The following is a 14,137-nucleotide window of genomic DNA, read 5'->3' on the forward strand; positions in this document are numbered from 1 at the left end:
AATCAGTAAACGCGCTTCTTCGGCGCAATCTTGGCGAGGCTGATGCCGCCCTCCTCTTCCGTCGTCAACGGATCGAGGTGGACAGGGCGGTAGTCAAGCTTGACCTTGCCGTCCGGCGACAGCCAGGACAGCGTGTGCTTGCGCCACTCGGCATCGTTACGGTCCGGGAAATCCTCATGCGCATGGGCGCCGCGGCTTTCGTGACGCGCTTCGGCCGAAACAACCGTCGTCAGCGCATTGGCCATCAGGTTTTCCAGCTCGAGCGTTTCGACCAGATCGGAGTTCCAGATCATCGAACGGTCGGTGACCTTGATATCCGGCAGTTCATGCCAGAGCTTTTCCATGCGCTCGACGCCCTGCTTGAGCGATTCCGACGTGCGGAACACGGCAGCGTCTTCCTGCATGGTACGTTGCATCTTCTCGCGCAGTTCTGCCGTCGGCTGGGAACCATTGGCAAAACGCAGGCGGTCGAAGCGTTCCATGATCTTGTCGCAGGCAGCGATGTCGAGGTCTGGAACCTTTGTATTGCGATCGATAACCTCACCGGCACGGATCGCAGCCGCACGGCCGAACACCACCAGATCGATCAGCGAGTTGGAACCGAGACGGTTGGCACCGTGCACTGAAGCACAGCCCGCTTCACCGACAGCCATCAGGCCCGGCTGTACACGGTCCGGATCAGCTTCGGTGGGATTCAGCACCTCGCCCCAGTAATTGGTCGGGATGCCGCCCATATTGTAGTGAACGGTCGGTAGAACCGGGATCGGTTCCTTGGTCACATCGACGCCCGCAAAAATCTTGGCCGACTCAGAGATGCCCGGCAGGCGTTCATGCAGAACAGCCGGATCAAGATGGTCGAGATGCAGGTAGATGTGGTCCTTGTTCTTGCCAACGCCGCGACCGGCGCGGATTTCCATGGTCATGCAGCGCGAGACCACGTCACGCGAAGCAAGATCCTTGGCCGATGGCGCATAACGCTCCATGAAGCGTTCGCCCTCGGAATTGACCAGATAACCGCCTTCGCCTCGTGCGCCCTCGGTGATCAGGCAGCCCGCACCATAAATGCCGGTCGGGTGGAACTGAACGAATTCCATATCCTGAAGCGGAAGGCCAGCGCGTGCAGCCATGCCGCCACCGTCGCCGGTGCAGGTGTGAGCAGACGTAGCCGAGAAATAGGAACGGCCATAACCGCCCGTCGCCAGAACCACCATCTTGGCGGAGAAGCGATGGATCGTGCCGTCATCGAGGTTCCACGCCACGACGCCGGTGCACACACCGTCGGTCATGATGAGGTCGAGCGCGAAATATTCGATGAAGAACTGCGCGTTGTTCTTCAGCGACTGGCCGTAGAGCGTATGCAGGATCGCGTGGCCGGTACGGTCGGCAGCAGCACAGGTGCGCTGAACCGGAGGGCCGTCACCGAAGTTCTGCATGTGGCCGCCGAACGGGCGCTGGTAGATCTTGCCTTCTTCCGTACGCGAGAAAGGCACACCGTAATGTTCCAGTTCGTAGACGGCGGCAGGCGCTTCACGCGCCAGATATTCCATCGCATCGGTGTCGCCGAGCCAGTCCGATCCCTTGACGGTATCGTACATATGCCACTGCCAGCTATCCGGACCCATATTCTTGAGCGAAGCGGCGATGCCGCCCTGTGCTGCAACCGTGTGCGAACGGGTTGGGAAAACCTTGGTGATGCAAGCCGTCTTCAGGCCCTGTTCGGCCATGCCGAGCGTTGCGCGTAAGCCCGCGCCACCGGCTCCAACCACCACCACGTCGAACTTGTGATCGACATAGGTATATTTGCTTGCCACAGCGGCATCAGCCGCGTTGTTTACTGCACTAGCCATCGGGCTATCAACCTCCGAAGCTCAGCTTGAGGATCGCGAAAACGCAGGCAAAGCCAACCACCGCCGTAAAGAAGGTGTTCAGCATTGCCAGCACGACCTTCATGCCTTCGCCATGCACATAATCTTCGATAATGACCTGCATACCCAGACGCATGTGATAGACGCCCGTCAGAACGAACAGCGCCATGACAATGGCTGTAATGGGATGCGAGAGAGCAGCCCGGACTTCCGCATAGCTTGCGCCATTGAGCGAAATGACCAGACCGATGAAAAACATGACCAGCGGCACCAGAGCGACCGCGCTCAAGCGCTGATACCAGAAATGACCAGTGCCTTCCTTGGCCGATCCCAGACCCCGGACCTTGCCGAGCGGGGTGCGCATATCATTGTTCATACCGTTCATGAAACCTGCTCCCCTTAGCGCACCGAATAGGCAACGACCCAGACGAGGATCGTGGCGATGACGGAGAAAACGACGGTCGTCCAGGCGATCTTCGAAGCCGTGTGCTTTTCAAGACCCGCACCCGTATCCCAGATCAGGTGACGAACGCCACCGGCCAGATGGTGCAGAAGCGCCCAAGTATAGCCGAACAGGATCAGGCGACCGATCCAGGACGAGAACAATGCATTGACGAAATTGAAGCACTCTTCGCTGACTGCAGCCGAGATCAACCAGGCCGCCAGCAGCAAAGTGCCGAAGTAAAGTGCGCCGCCTGTGATGCGATGGACGATGGACATCGTCATCGTAATGACCGGCTTGTAGATGGACAGGTGCGGCGACAAAGGACGCTGGCGCGTTACAGTCGGTTGTGTCATGGCTCTGTAGGCTTCCCTGACGTTTCTCCCCGGCCACACCCCGCTGACGACGATCAGCGAAGCAGCCAGGTTGCGGATTCTCCCGAACCCTGGTTCGACGTCGTCCAAAGCGCAGGGAACCGGACTTTACGATCCCGCGCCGGTACGACCCAGTAAAATATGGCTGGACCGTGGCGTACGGCCCTATGTGGCGCTTTCTACTGCGCTTTTACCATCACGTCAAAGAAGCTTTTTCACGAAAAGACTAACAATTGGTCGCACCTGGGCGACACATTCGCGTGATTGCGGCATTCAAACGATTGAAGACCGCAATCGGCAAAAACATGTGTAATTTCATCCACTTTTGGGAGAATGATTAATTACCGAATCGAATCACGTAGCTCGACCAGTCGGCTGCCGTGGCAATCTGTTCATAGAGCTTGCGCCCGTCTTCCGGCACGCGCGGCGCATTGAGCACCAGCTTGGACCAACTGCGTTCTTCAGCCTTGTCGGCAAGCACGTCGATCAACGCCTTGGCTATGCCTTTACCGCGATGATCGTGATGCACATAGATATGATCCACTTGCCCCGCACGCAGCCCCGTCACCGGCTCGGGCAGATCGTAGAAGATCACGAAACCGACCAAATTGCCGTCAACCCTGGCCCCCAGAGTTTCAGCAGCGCGATCCTGAAGCAGATGCTCGGCATAAAAATCGTCGGGGCGACGTGGGGCACCGCGCTTCAGCGCCTGCGCATAGCTTGCCAGCAGCGGTGCGAATTCGTGGGCATCACGCAGATGGAGGAGCGCAATATCGACGGCATGATCTTTGGTCATTGGACGTTCCTTGGCGTTTCCAGCTCTCCCACGTGCAGCTTGCGAAGCAGTAGCGCACGGGAAGACCGGTTCGATTTTAGCCAGCACGGATGACAAAGGTAAAGAAAGAGTTAAGATGACCACCATTCTCTTTGGGATCATGCATGGTGAGGCTCGATCAACGATGGCAAACCGCAAACGGACGATGTTTGGCTTGGCTGTCGTCGGCGCTCTTGCGCTGGCCGGTCCCGCACTGACCCGTCCTGCACTGGCCGACAACGCGATACGCTCTTTCGATGCGTCGGGAAATATTGTCATTCAGATGCCAGATAATGGCGCGAAGATCATTCGGGTCGGAGCGGCGCAGAAGACAGCCTTCCATTCGCCACAGCGCATCAAAGTGATTTCCGCACCGCGGGATCGCGCCGTCGCCTATATCGTCGCCAAACCCAATAGCGATTGCGAAAGTGCAGTCGTACGACATGGGCGCTCTTTCATGTATGGGATCGATCGTGGAGAAACGCCGGTTCTCGACCATGCAGGCTGCAGCTATCAATAGGCTTCGTTCAACGCCCGGTCATTGAGCGGAATTCCAGAACGTTTTCGTCGACCAGTATCGGCAAGGCGGTGCGGACACAGTTGCGCCCGCCCTTTTTCGCTTCATACAGCGCACCATCTGCGCGTTTGTAGAGATCGGAAAACACATCGTCGAATTCCATTTCCGCGACCCCGAAGCTCACAGTGAATTCGGCCTCCCCGTTCTTGCCGGGGATATGGATATCATGGCAGGCAAGCCGGGCCTTGTCGGCAAATCGCCATGCGGATTGAATCGTGTTTCCCGGCAGGATGACCGCGAATTCCTCACCGCCTATGCGCGCGGCAATCCCACCCTTGGCGCTGGCCGCCTTACGCAGTTCGGCAGAGAAAACGGCAATGACGCGATCGCCCAGCGCATGACCATGCGTGTCGTTGATGACCTTGAAGTGATCGATGTCGCACAGAACAAGCGACAGGGCCTGTCGCATGCGTTTCGATTTTTCGATTGCAGCTTCCGCACGAAACTCGAAGCCGCGTCGGTTGAGCAGCGCCGAAAGCTGGTCCGTTTCCGAGCGGATCAGCATATTGGTGATCAGCTCCCGCATCAGGCTCAAAAGCAGAAGCAATCCGCCCGCAACGGAAAGAGCAGCCCCCATCGACTGCGAGAACATCGCATAGGTCGTATCGATATAGTCAGCCGGTTCAGCACCTGTGCCTCCCGACAGCGCGGCGACGACGGGCTTGAACAAAAAATGCACGGCGCTGATGCCGAACAGCACCGCCATCAAGGTGTCGATGTCGTTGCGATCCACCCGCAGGATCACCCACACCGCAAGCATGAGCATGAGGAAGTAGGGCGTCTGATAAAGCAGCATGCCGATCATCTGGCTGCGGGCAATGTCATATATGCCGTAGACCACGGCAAGGGACGTAATGGTCAGCAAGCCGAGCGCAATCCACGGCACCGGTCGGACATACATTCGAGCCAGACCGACGACCAGACAGGACAATGTCAGGTAATAGGTTGTGAAGGCGAGCATATAACCGAGACGGGGATTGGGAATGGAAGGCATGGCAAGCTCTGTCAGGAAGTAGAGCATGGCAAAGATGAAGCCGAAGGCAAAGACAGGCGCTGCCGCATTATCCCGCGCATAAACGGCGATGCCGAGGAATGCGAGAGCAAACAGACCGGAAACGGTCATGTTGATCAGGAGGATAAAGTCGGCCCCATTCATCAATGCTCTTCCTCGTGCCGGCACTCCAAGGCCTCCGGCGCCAGCCACCCTGTTTCCTCCTACAATCAAAGCGTGAAAAAGCTGCTAATATACAGCCAAAGAAAAACCGCCGGCATGAAGCGGCGGTCTGATCTTTCGGGAAGCATTTCAGAAATGCCTCATGCAGTTGTTTCCCGATCTGAAACCTCAGTTCCACTCGCGAATGTCGACGAAATGTCCGGCAATCGCCGCAGCGGCAGCCATGGCTGGCGACACGAGATGCGTGCGGCCCTTGAAGCCCTGACGACCTTCAAAATTGCGGTTGGAGGTCGAAGCGCAACGTTCACCCGGCTTCAGGCGATCATCGTTCATGGCAAGGCACATGGAGCAGCCCGGCTCGCGCCAGTCGAAACCGGCTTCGATGAAGATCTTGTCGAGACCTTCGGCTTCCGCCTGTTCCTTCACCAGACCAGAACCCGGCACGATCATGGCATTGACGCCAGCAGCAACCTTCTTGCCTTCAGCCATGCGTGCGGCGTCGCGCAAATCTTCGATGCGGCCATTGGTGCAAGAGCCGATGAAGACGCGGTCGATCTTGATGTCGGTCATCTTGGTGCCCGGCTTCAAGCCCATATAGTCGAGCGCGCGCCACTTCGAGGCACGCTTGGTTTCGTCCTTGATCTCGTCCGGGTTAGGAACGATGTCAGTGACGAATACGACGTCTTCAGGCGATGAGCCCCAGGAAACGACTGGCGAAATCTTGGCGGCGTCCAGTTCGACGATCTTGTCGAAATGTGCGCCCTCGTCCGAATGCAGCGTCTTCCAGTAGGAAACCGCCTGTTCCAGCGCTTCACCCTTCGGTGCGCGTGGCTTGTCCTGCACATAGGCGAAAGTCGTTTCGTCCGGTGCAATCAGGCCAGCGCGTGCGCCGCCTTCGATCGACATGTTGCAGACGGTCATACGACCTTCCATCGACAGGGAGCGAATGGCGCTGCCTGCATATTCGATCACGTAACCGGTGCCACCTGCGGTGCCGATTTCGCCGATGATGGCAAGCGTGATGTCCTTGGCGGTGACGCCTGCAGCCAATTCGCCCTCAACACGCACCAGCATGTTCTTGGCTTTTTTCTGGATCAGTGTCTGCGTTGCAAGCACATGCTCGACTTCCGACGTACCGATACCGTGCGCAAGCGAGCCGAAAGCGCCATGCGTCGAGGTATGGCTGTCGCCACAAACGATGGTCATGCCCGGCAGGGTGAAACCCTGCTCTGGTCCGACGATGTGCACAACACCCTGACGGCGATCACGTTCGGAATAATATTCGACGTTGAAATCCGCGGCATTCTTGGCCAGAGCCTCAACCTGAATGCGGCTTTCCTCGTTCTTGATGCCGTTGACGCGATCTTTCGAGGTCGGCACGTTGTGATCGACCACGGCCAGCGTCTTTTCAGGATGGCGCACCTTGCGGCCCGCCATGCGCAAGCCTTCGAAAGCCTGCGGGCTCGTCACTTCGTGCACAAGATGGCGATCAATATAAAGGAGGCAGGTACCATCGTCCTGCTGATCCACTACATGGTCGTCCCAAATCTTGTCATAAAGTGTACGCGGCGCGCTCATTGCGAGAGTTCCTTTGAATAGTTCTTAACTTTGGCTGTCATATGCACCCGCCGCCGCAATTCGTCAAGAAACACAAACCGCAACAGGGTGTCGCAGTAACAATCTTGCGGAATATTGGCAGAATTATGCGATATGTTACGCAGGCTTTTGGCTTTTGCAAATAAAAAAGGCGACCCAAAGGCCGCCTTTTTCAAACAGAATGCCCTGAAGCTTATTCAGCGGCAGCCTTGGCACCTTCGGCCTTGGCAGCGGCAGCCTTGTCGGCTTCGCGCTCAGCCTTGGTACGGTTGTCTTTCTTTTCAGCAATACGAGCAGCCTTACCGGTAAGGCCACGCAGGTAGTAAAGCTTGGCGCGACGAACCTTGCCGCGGCGAACCAGCTCAACGCCTTCAACGATCGGCGAGTAAACCGGGAATACGCGCTCTACGCCTTCGCCGTAAGAAATCTTGCGAACGGTGAAATTTTCGTTGAGGCCGGCGCCGGAACGGGCAATGCACACGCCTTCATAGGCCTGCACACGGGTACGCGTACCTTCGGTAACGCGAACCTGAACGCGAACCGTGTCGCCCGGCTGGAAATCTGGAAGCTTGCGCTTTTCTTCGATCTTTGCTGCCTGTTCGGCTTCAAGCTGACGAATGATATCGGTCATCGTCTGACTCCTTCTTTGTTCTTCTCAAACAGTCAGAGCGCCCTGCACTTGCCGCCAAGCAATCCTTGGCCTTGCGACTATGCCTGTAATACCAGGCAGGAGCGGTACACCATCTATTGGTTTACGGACGTCGCGGGCTTTGCCCGAACGAGATATTACAATGTCGGTTTTCCCGAACTGACGGGCCAATACAGCATCTCGGAGGATTTGTCACGCCCTGTCATAAATTTTCGTAGCCAACAGCGTGAGACTGTGCCAGAGTTATTGTTAACAATATAACATCAATTGTAAACAACTTTAAAAGACAATGCTAAAATGGGGACACTATGACAATCAAGAATCCATCACCCTCATTGTATAATGAGGATTTGGCACCAGCCGAAGAGCGTAAATGGGGCGCATTCAGTATTTTCAACGTCTGGACATCAGACGTTCATAGTCTCTGGGGCTATTATCTTGCCGCAAGCCTGTTTCTCCTGTGCGGCAGCTTCCTGAACTTTGTTCTGGCCATCGGCGCGGGATCACTGGTCATCTTTTTCCTGATGAGCCTGGTCGGCAATGCAGGTGTGCGAACCGGCGTACCTTTCCCGGTACTGGCGCGTGCATCTTTCGGCACATTCGGAGCCAATTTTCCTGCACTCGTACGCGGCGTCGTCGCCTGTTTCTGGTATGGCGCACAGACAGCCGCAGCCTCCGGCGCACTCGTCGCGCTGCTTATCCGCAACGAGAGCATGCTGTCCTTTCACCAGAACAGCCATCTTCTCGGCCACTCGACGCTGGAAGTTATCTGCTACGTCCTGGTTTGGGCGGCCCAGCTTCTCATCATCCAGCGTGGCATGGAAACCGTACGCAAGTTTCAGGATTGGGCCGGCCCGGCCGTCTGGATCATGATGCTTATCCTGGCTGTTTATCTGGTCATTAAAGCAGGCACCTTCTCCTTCGGCAGCGAAATCCCGCGCGATGTACTGCTTGAGAAAACGAGGGATGCGGGTGTCATGGGCGAGCCAGGGTCCTTTGCAGCGCTCGCGGCTGTTGCGGCCACCTGGATCACCTATTTCGCGGCGCTCTATCTGAACTTCTGCGACTTCTCACGTTATGCCAAGGATGAAGCATCCCTGCGGCGCGGCAACCTGTGGGGGCTGCCGATCAACCTCATGGCCTTCTGCCTTGTTGCGGGCGTCACCACCACCGCAGCCTTCACTGTTTACGGCGAAGTTCTTCTGCACCCTGACCAGATTTCGGCAAAATTCGATAGCTGGTTTCTCGCACTTCTGGCTGCACTGACCTTTACCGTCGCAACACTCGGCATCAATGTGGTGGCGAATTTCGTTTCGGCCGCGTTCGACTTCTCGAATACATTCCCGCAGAAAGTCTCGTTCAAGCGGGGCGGAGTCGTTGCAGCGCTGATCGCACTGCTTCTCTACCCGTTCGCACCGTGGGAAACGGGTGCCGCGCATTTCGTCAACTTCCTCGGCTCCACCATGGGTCCAATCTTCGGAATCATGATGGTTGACTACTACCTGCTCCGTCGCGGCGAACTGAACGTGGCCGATCTATATCAGGAAAACGGTGAATTCCGGTTCCAGAACGGCTGGCACGTCAAGGCTTTCATCGCCTTTGCAATCGGCGCATTGTTCTCGTCCATCCTGCCGATGACCACCAATCTCCTGCCGTCCTGGTGGGCAACCTATGGCTGGTTCTTCGGTGTAGCGATTGGCGGCGGCGTCTATTTTGTGCTCCGCAGATCGCAAAGAGAACTTCGCAGACCCGCAAATCAACATTCTGCCTGACAATAGCAAACAAAAATGCCCGGCATCTGCCGGGCATTTTTCATTTACCGGCCAATCCGGCCAAGATGCGTATCCTGAAACCCTGATCCATATTTGAGACCGAAGCCAAGCGCCCGATCAACACCGATATGCACAGCCCAGATCAGTGCCATGGCGATGCAGATTTGCCAGTTCATCGCCCAACCCAGCACTGCGAGAAGTACAACGCCGATCCAGCTATGAGCTACATTATAGACAACTGCACCTGTGCGCGGACCTTTGAGATAGCCTAGGAACGAAAGATCAGGTGCCAGAATGAATATCGCGAAAAGCCACCGGCTTGAACCACTGACCCAATAAGCACCCAATGCCAGCAAAGCGAGAGACAGACTTTCGAGCCGCTGGATCAGGTTCATTTGTGTTTGCCCTCGCAATAGGCTTCCCAAAGATCGGGACGCCGTTCCTTCGTAATCCGCTCGGCTTGCTCATGCCGCCATTTATCGATGGCGCCATGATTGCCGGAGGTCAGGATTTCTGGAATCGACCGTCCCTCCCAAATCTGCGGGCGCGTATAATGCGGATGTTCGAGCAGCCCGGTCTCGAAACTTTCCGTCTCGCCGGATTCTCGATTACCCATCACACCCGGCAGAAGCCGCACGATGGCGTCCAGCAGAACGATTGCGGCAGTTTCTCCACCTGACAGGATGTAATCGCCGATCGATACTTCCTCGAGATTGCGCGCCTCGATAACGCGCTCGTCGACGCCCTCGAAACGGCCGCAAAGAATGATCGCACCCGGTCCGTCGGCCAGCTCGCGCACGCGTGTCTGCGTCAGCGGCTTCCCGCGCGGACTCATCAACAGCATCGGACGACGACCGTCGGCAACAGAATCCAGGGCACGGGCAACAACATCGGGCTTCATCACCATGCCAGCCCCGCCGCCGGAGGGCGTATCGTCCACCATACGGTGCCGCCCTTCCGCAAAATCGCGAATCTGCACCGCATCGAGCTGCCATTTGCCCTCGCCGAGCGCCTTGCCTGCAAGGGAGGTACCGAGCGGTCCGGGAAACATTTCAGGATAAAGCGTCAGCACGGATGCATGAAAGAAACCCGGCTCAAAGAAATCAGCTTCGTCATCGACCTTGGAAACTTCGGTCATGACTTCTTCGGCTTTTTCTTTTCATTTTGCGGACGCTCATCCTCATCGTCGGCGATCAATCCGGCAGCATAGGGCTCGACCAGCAGCGTGCCCTTGTCCAGATCGATTTCCGGCACGGCTGCTTCCGTGAAAGGGATAAGCATCGGGCGTTTGCCCTTTTCGCTGAGTTCGATGAGGTCACCGCCACCGAAATCGAATAGGGCGCTCACCACGCCATAGGTCTTGCCTTCAGCATCCACCGCCAGCAAGCCGATCAGGTCGGTCTGGAAGAATTCGTCTTCATCCAGTTCGTCATCCGGTAGCTGGGCACGATCTATGAAAAGTTCCGTTCCGTTCAGTGCCTCGGCGGCATTGCGGTCGTTGATGCCCTTGAAGCGCACCACCACAACCGTCTTGGCAGGGCGCGCTTCCAAAACTTCATAGCTCTTGCCCTGTTCATCATAGAGCAAACCATATTCGGCGATAGCCAGCGGATCGCCGGTAAAGGTCTTCACTCGCACTTCGCCGCGCGTGCCATGGGCGGCACCGATGACGGCGAGCTGGATCGGGTTTTCTGGACGCGGCATTGCCAACCTTGTTTCTGCTGCTCGGATAGGACTATTTTTCGTTCAATAACCCTTTCGTCAGCCCTTTTCACGTCAATTCGTAAGAATAGTGCTTTTCATCCCGCGAACAACCAGCCGGTAACCTATCACTGGCAGACTGTCCGGGAGCCTGGAGCATTTCCAGAAGAAGCGCGAAGCGGTTTTGCGTGGGATAATGCGACCCAACGAACACCTAGAACTAACGAGCGGCTGCCCCATGACGACGAACAGCGAATTTCTGATCCCTGCCCGTGCCGACCTTGCAGCCGCACGTGAAGAATGGCTGAAGACGCTGAAAGATGCGCGCCGCCTGTCGGAAAATACGCTTGCAGCCTACGAGCGCGATACGCGCCAGTTTCTCAATTTTCTGACCGGTCATCTGGGGGAACCGCCTTCACTAAAGGATGTCGGCAATCTGCGCATTGCCGATCTGCGTTCCTTTCTGGCCAGCCGTCGCAATGAAGGTGTCGGTGCCAGGACGCTGGGGCGCGGTCTTGCCGGTGTGCGCTCGCTTCTGCGCCATCTGGAAAAGCGCGGTCTTGCCAATGCAGCGGGCGTAAGCGCCATGCGCGCGCCACGTCAGCCGAAATCACTGCCGAAGCCGCTGACAGCCGAAGACGCCCGGCGCGTGGTTGCCGCCGACGGGCAGATGGCGGAGGAGTCGTGGATCGCCGCGCGCAACGCCGCCGTTCTGACCTTGCTCTACGGCTGCGGTCTGCGCATTTCCGAAGCGCTCGGTCTGATGGGGGATGCATTATCCGACAGCACCGCCCGTTCGATCCCCATTACAGGTAAGGGCAACAAAGCCCGCCTCGTGCCGTTGCTACCCATCGTGCATCGCGCCGTCGCCCAATATCGGGCGCTTTGCCCATTCGATCTTTCCGTCGACAAGCCGCTTTTTCGCGGTGCCAAGGGCGGCATGCTGCATGCCGCGATCATCCAGCGCGAAATGCAGAAACTACGCGCCGGCCTCGGCTTGCCCGACAGCGCGACACCGCATGCGCTGCGCCATTCTTTCGCGACCCATCTTCTGGGGCGGGGGGGTGACCTCAGAACGATTCAAGAGCTGCTTGGCCATGCAAGCCTTTCAACCACACAGGTCTATACTGGCGTGGATACCGAACGGCTCCTGGAAGTCTACGACAAAGCTCACCCCCGGGCCTGAAATTTGTCTCGCACCGGCAAAAACCGCACCTATATTACTCTCATGAAAAAGCTGCTCCTCGTTCTTCTCTATGCCTGCCTGGCAGGCGCAACTTCCGCCCGCGCCGACGATGTGCCTGCCACTTGCGCTGTGCACGGCGTCAATCTCATCGACGGGCTGGAGAAGAACGATCCGGCAAGCTGGGAGGAATTGCAGCGCGCAGCCGACGCTGTGCCCAATCGCAAAGGGCTTCTCTGGAAAGTTGATAAAGACGGCGTCGAGCCCTCCTATCTTTTCGGCACGATCCATCTTTCCGATCCGCGCGTCCTGACATTGCCGAAAGCTGCCAATGAGGCTTATCGGTCAGCAAGCACCGTCGTCATCGAAACGACGGATATTCTGGACCCAAAGGCTTTCCTGCGTCTCAAGCTCGAACAGCCCGACCTGCTGCTCTTCACTGACGGCAGCACCCTGAAGTCGCATATTCCACCCGAGCGACGCGCGGAGATCGAGCAGAAGCTTGCAGAACGCGGTATCGTTCTCGACGCAGTTGCGAAAATGAAGCCATGGGTGCTGACCAGCCTGCTCGCACTTCCAAAATGCGAGAGGGAACGCAAAAGCGAGGGCGAGAAATCGCTTGATGAACGGCTGGCTCTCGACGCGCAGGCCGAGGGCCGCAATGTTTTGGGGCTGGAAAGCGCTGCAGAACAACTGGTGGCGATGAACCGGATGCCGATTGACTTCCATCTCCGCAATCTCGTGGCTACCGTCGACTATGGCGATAAGGTCGAGGATGCCATGGAGACCACGACTGCGCTCTACCTCAAGGGCGAGATTGGCCTAATCATGCCGTCGCTCCGAAAAATCGTTCCAGACAGCCTTTCCGAAGAGGACTACGAGCTATTTCTAAAATATCTCATTTCCGACCGTAATCATGTCATGGCGGATCGTGCCGTTCCGATCATCGACGCGGGAAATGCGTTTATTGCTGTCGGCGCACTCCATCTGCCGGGCAAGGACGGTGTAATCGAATTGCTACGTGCAAAAGGCTATCGGGTGACCCCGCTATAGAAGTATATGTCTGAATATTTCTAACCGGCTTTCAGATCGCTGATGCTGTTTTCAATAGCGGTAATATTGAGTTCGAGCTCGGCAATCTGTCTCAGTATGGATTTTCCCGGAAGCGCTTCGTCCCTGGCGGCTTCATCCAGAAGCTTGAACTGCTCATCGCGCAAAAGCGATGAGAGCTTTTCGAAGCGCTCGATGGTTTTCAGGTTTTCTTTCGACGGCATTAAGTCGTTCCTCAAATTTCGGCGTCGTTTCTGTTCGCTTGCAACGATCCGCTTTATCAGTGCTTTACAGTGATAAGGCCCGGATAGCCAGTTGATCGAACATAATTCCGATCACCAGACCGCTTCAATGATTGAATATACATAGCGATGCGCAGTTTCGCTCGGGTTAACAGCACCTTCGCCTGTCGCCCTGGCACAGCGATTAGCCCATGTTCCTTCTTATATTAGCCACTTCGGAACTATTCGCTCTTTTTCGCATTGATATACACCGGGTTTGTTATCGCAATGCAGGGCAACACGTAGAGGAGTGGTCGGAGCGCATACTGGCTCATGAATGACCGCTGATACCCGGCAACCATCGCTTCCCAACTATCACCTTGATGATGGAAGGGACCACTGGAGGAACCCGTTATGGTTGATCCCCTTGATCCGCGAAACAGTGATCCGCGCGCTGCATCCGATCCGCGTCTTTCGGACCCGTCTGGCCAGTCGGGAATGCCACCACCTCCACCCAGCCGCGGCGGAAGCGGCTATCTGCTTGGCGCAGTGCTTTTGGCTGCGATCATCATCCTTGGTTATTTCTTCTACCGAAACGGCAGCGGAACCGATACTGCGGCGCCGCCGCCCGCGCCGCCAGCAACACAGAGCGAGCCTGCAACGCCAGCTCCTGCTCCAGCTCCACCGGCCAACCCGCCAGCGCAGAATTAAATATCAAA

16 protein-coding genes are annotated in these 14,137 nt (G+C 56.8%); 5 read left to right on the forward strand and 11 right to left on the reverse strand.

The features are described 5' to 3' along the window. Positions 1-2: 2 nt before the first annotated feature. The 4 genes from sdhA to FIB18_RS09340 form a co-directional block, all read right to left on the reverse strand. The gene (gene sdhA, locus FIB18_RS09320) at positions 3-1,847 is read right to left on the reverse strand and encodes a succinate dehydrogenase flavoprotein subunit (RefSeq protein WP_140020448.1); all 1,845 of its coding nucleotides are present in this window, start codon (positions 1,845-1,847) and stop codon (positions 3-5) included. Between the two features lie 7 nt (positions 1,848-1,854). Beyond that, entirely contained in the window at positions 1,855-2,250 is a 396-nt protein-coding gene (sdhD, locus tag FIB18_RS09325; RefSeq protein WP_140020449.1) for a succinate dehydrogenase, hydrophobic membrane anchor protein, read from the reverse strand. Positions 2,251-2,264: 14 nt separating this feature from the next. Continuing rightward, positions 2,265-2,663, reverse strand: a complete 399-nt coding sequence (gene sdhC / locus FIB18_RS09330) for a succinate dehydrogenase, cytochrome b556 subunit (RefSeq protein ID WP_140020450.1) — start codon at positions 2,661-2,663, stop codon at positions 2,265-2,267. Between the two features lie 355 nt (positions 2,664-3,018). Beyond that, entirely contained in the window at positions 3,019-3,477 is a 459-nt protein-coding gene (locus tag FIB18_RS09340; protein ID WP_006470954.1) for a GNAT family N-acetyltransferase, read from the reverse strand. 115 nt (positions 3,478-3,592) lie between these two features. Here FIB18_RS09340 and FIB18_RS09345 point away from each other — a divergent pair, with 115 nt between their 5' ends. Further along, positions 3,593-4,015 carry a hypothetical protein gene (locus FIB18_RS09345; protein ID WP_235894865.1) on the forward strand — a complete coding sequence of 141 codons (423 nt, stop codon included), beginning with the start codon at positions 3,593-3,595 and terminating at the stop codon, positions 4,013-4,015. A 7-nt stretch (positions 4,016-4,022) separates the two neighbouring features. Here FIB18_RS09345 and FIB18_RS09350 read toward each other — a convergent pair whose 3' ends face one another. The 3 genes from FIB18_RS09350 to rplS all read right to left on the reverse strand — a co-directional run bounded on the left by FIB18_RS09350 (position 4,023) and on the right by rplS (position 7,473). Beyond that, positions 4,023-5,228 carry a GGDEF domain-containing protein gene (locus FIB18_RS09350; protein ID WP_140020451.1) on the reverse strand — a complete coding sequence of 402 codons (1,206 nt, stop codon included), beginning with the start codon at positions 5,226-5,228 and terminating at the stop codon, positions 4,023-4,025. A 186-nt stretch (positions 5,229-5,414) separates the two neighbouring features. Further along, positions 5,415-6,824, reverse strand: coding sequence for a 3-isopropylmalate dehydratase large subunit (gene leuC, locus FIB18_RS09355; RefSeq protein ID WP_140020452.1), 1,410 nt, complete (start codon positions 6,822-6,824; stop codon positions 5,415-5,417). Positions 6,825-7,035: 211 nt separating this feature from the next. Next, complete coding sequence (gene rplS / locus FIB18_RS09365) at positions 7,036-7,473, reverse strand: 50S ribosomal protein L19 (RefSeq protein ID WP_140020454.1); 438 nt, start codon at positions 7,471-7,473, stop codon at positions 7,036-7,038. Positions 7,474-7,799: 326 nt separating this feature from the next. Between rplS and FIB18_RS09370 the strand changes: the two genes are divergently transcribed. Next, positions 7,800-9,263, forward strand: a complete 1,464-nt coding sequence (locus FIB18_RS09370) for an NCS1 family nucleobase:cation symporter-1 (RefSeq protein ID WP_140020455.1) — start codon at positions 7,800-7,802, stop codon at positions 9,261-9,263. 44 nt (positions 9,264-9,307) lie between these two features. Here FIB18_RS09370 and FIB18_RS09375 read toward each other — a convergent pair whose 3' ends face one another. Genes FIB18_RS09375 through rimM form a run of 3 tightly spaced genes read right to left on the reverse strand, consistent with a single transcriptional unit; the run spans position 9,308 to position 10,967 of the window. Continuing rightward, positions 9,308-9,658, reverse strand: a complete 351-nt coding sequence (locus FIB18_RS09375) for a DUF4260 domain-containing protein (RefSeq protein WP_140020456.1) — start codon at positions 9,656-9,658, stop codon at positions 9,308-9,310. After that, entirely contained in the window at positions 9,655-10,401 is a 747-nt protein-coding gene (gene trmD / locus FIB18_RS09380) for a tRNA (guanosine(37)-N1)-methyltransferase TrmD (protein WP_140020457.1), read from the reverse strand. The genes FIB18_RS09375 and trmD overlap by 4 nt, the downstream gene beginning before the upstream one ends. Next, complete coding sequence (rimM, locus tag FIB18_RS09385) at positions 10,398-10,967, reverse strand: ribosome maturation factor RimM (protein ID WP_140020458.1); 570 nt, start codon at positions 10,965-10,967, stop codon at positions 10,398-10,400. The genes trmD and rimM overlap by 4 nt, the downstream gene beginning before the upstream one ends. A gap of 235 nt (positions 10,968-11,202) precedes the next feature. Between rimM and FIB18_RS09390 the strand changes: the two genes are divergently transcribed. Then, positions 11,203-12,150 (forward strand): tyrosine recombinase XerC, encoded by a 948-nt coding sequence (locus FIB18_RS09390; protein WP_140020459.1) that lies wholly within the window; start codon positions 11,203-11,205, stop codon positions 12,148-12,150. Between the two features lie 42 nt (positions 12,151-12,192). After that, a complete protein-coding gene (locus tag FIB18_RS09395; protein WP_140020460.1) occupies positions 12,193-13,200 on the forward strand; it encodes a TraB/GumN family protein in 1,008 nt (335 codons plus the stop codon). Between the two features lie 20 nt (positions 13,201-13,220). On the opposite strand, the gene FIB18_RS09400 is transcribed toward FIB18_RS09395, so the two are convergent. Next, entirely contained in the window at positions 13,221-13,421 is a 201-nt protein-coding gene (locus FIB18_RS09400) for a hypothetical protein (RefSeq protein ID WP_140020461.1), read from the reverse strand. A 411-nt stretch (positions 13,422-13,832) separates the two neighbouring features. Between FIB18_RS09400 and FIB18_RS09405 the strand changes: the two genes are divergently transcribed. Next, positions 13,833-14,129 carry a hypothetical protein gene (locus FIB18_RS09405; RefSeq protein ID WP_140020462.1) on the forward strand — a complete coding sequence of 99 codons (297 nt, stop codon included), beginning with the start codon at positions 13,833-13,835 and terminating at the stop codon, positions 14,127-14,129. Positions 14,130-14,137: the final 8 nt, after the last annotated feature.

It is taken from the genome of Brucella pecoris (assembly GCF_006376675.1).
GTDB classification, from domain to species: Bacteria; Pseudomonadota; Alphaproteobacteria; order Rhizobiales; family Rhizobiaceae; genus Brucella; species Brucella pecoris.

Coding starts and splice junctions, on each gene's coding strand:
- sdhA (WP_140020448.1), bottom strand. CDS start 1,847: ATGGCTAGTGCAGTAAACAACGCGGCTGATGCCGCTGTGGCAAGCAAA.
- sdhD (WP_140020449.1), bottom strand. CDS start 2,250: ATGAACGGTATGAACAATGATATGCGCACCCCGCTCGGCAAGGTCCGG.
- sdhC (WP_140020450.1), bottom strand. CDS start 2,663: ATGACACAACCGACTGTAACGCGCCAGCGTCCTTTGTCGCCGCACCTG.
- FIB18_RS09340 (WP_006470954.1), bottom strand. CDS start 3,477: ATGACCAAAGATCATGCCGTCGATATTGCGCTCCTCCATCTGCGTGAT.
- FIB18_RS09345 (WP_235894865.1), top strand. CDS start 3,593: ATGACCACCATTCTCTTTGGGATCATGCATGGTGAGGCTCGATCAACG.
- FIB18_RS09350 (WP_140020451.1), bottom strand. CDS start 5,228: ATGAATGGGGCCGACTTTATCCTCCTGATCAACATGACCGTTTCCGGT.
- leuC (WP_140020452.1), bottom strand. CDS start 6,824: ATGAGCGCGCCGCGTACACTTTATGACAAGATTTGGGACGACCATGTA.
- rplS (WP_140020454.1), bottom strand. CDS start 7,473: ATGACCGATATCATTCGTCAGCTTGAAGCCGAACAGGCAGCAAAGATC.
- FIB18_RS09370 (WP_140020455.1), top strand. CDS start 7,800: ATGACAATCAAGAATCCATCACCCTCATTGTATAATGAGGATTTGGCA.
- FIB18_RS09375 (WP_140020456.1), bottom strand. CDS start 9,658: ATGAACCTGATCCAGCGGCTCGAAAGTCTGTCTCTCGCTTTGCTGGCA.
- trmD (WP_140020457.1), bottom strand. CDS start 10,401: ATGACCGAAGTTTCCAAGGTCGATGACGAAGCTGATTTCTTTGAGCCG.
- rimM (WP_140020458.1), bottom strand. CDS start 10,967: ATGCCGCGTCCAGAAAACCCGATCCAGCTCGCCGTCATCGGTGCCGCC.
- FIB18_RS09390 (WP_140020459.1), top strand. CDS start 11,203: ATGACGACGAACAGCGAATTTCTGATCCCTGCCCGTGCCGACCTTGCA.
- FIB18_RS09395 (WP_140020460.1), top strand. CDS start 12,193: ATGAAAAAGCTGCTCCTCGTTCTTCTCTATGCCTGCCTGGCAGGCGCA.
- FIB18_RS09400 (WP_140020461.1), bottom strand. CDS start 13,421: ATGCCGTCGAAAGAAAACCTGAAAACCATCGAGCGCTTCGAAAAGCTC.
- FIB18_RS09405 (WP_140020462.1), top strand. CDS start 13,833: ATGGTTGATCCCCTTGATCCGCGAAACAGTGATCCGCGCGCTGCATCC.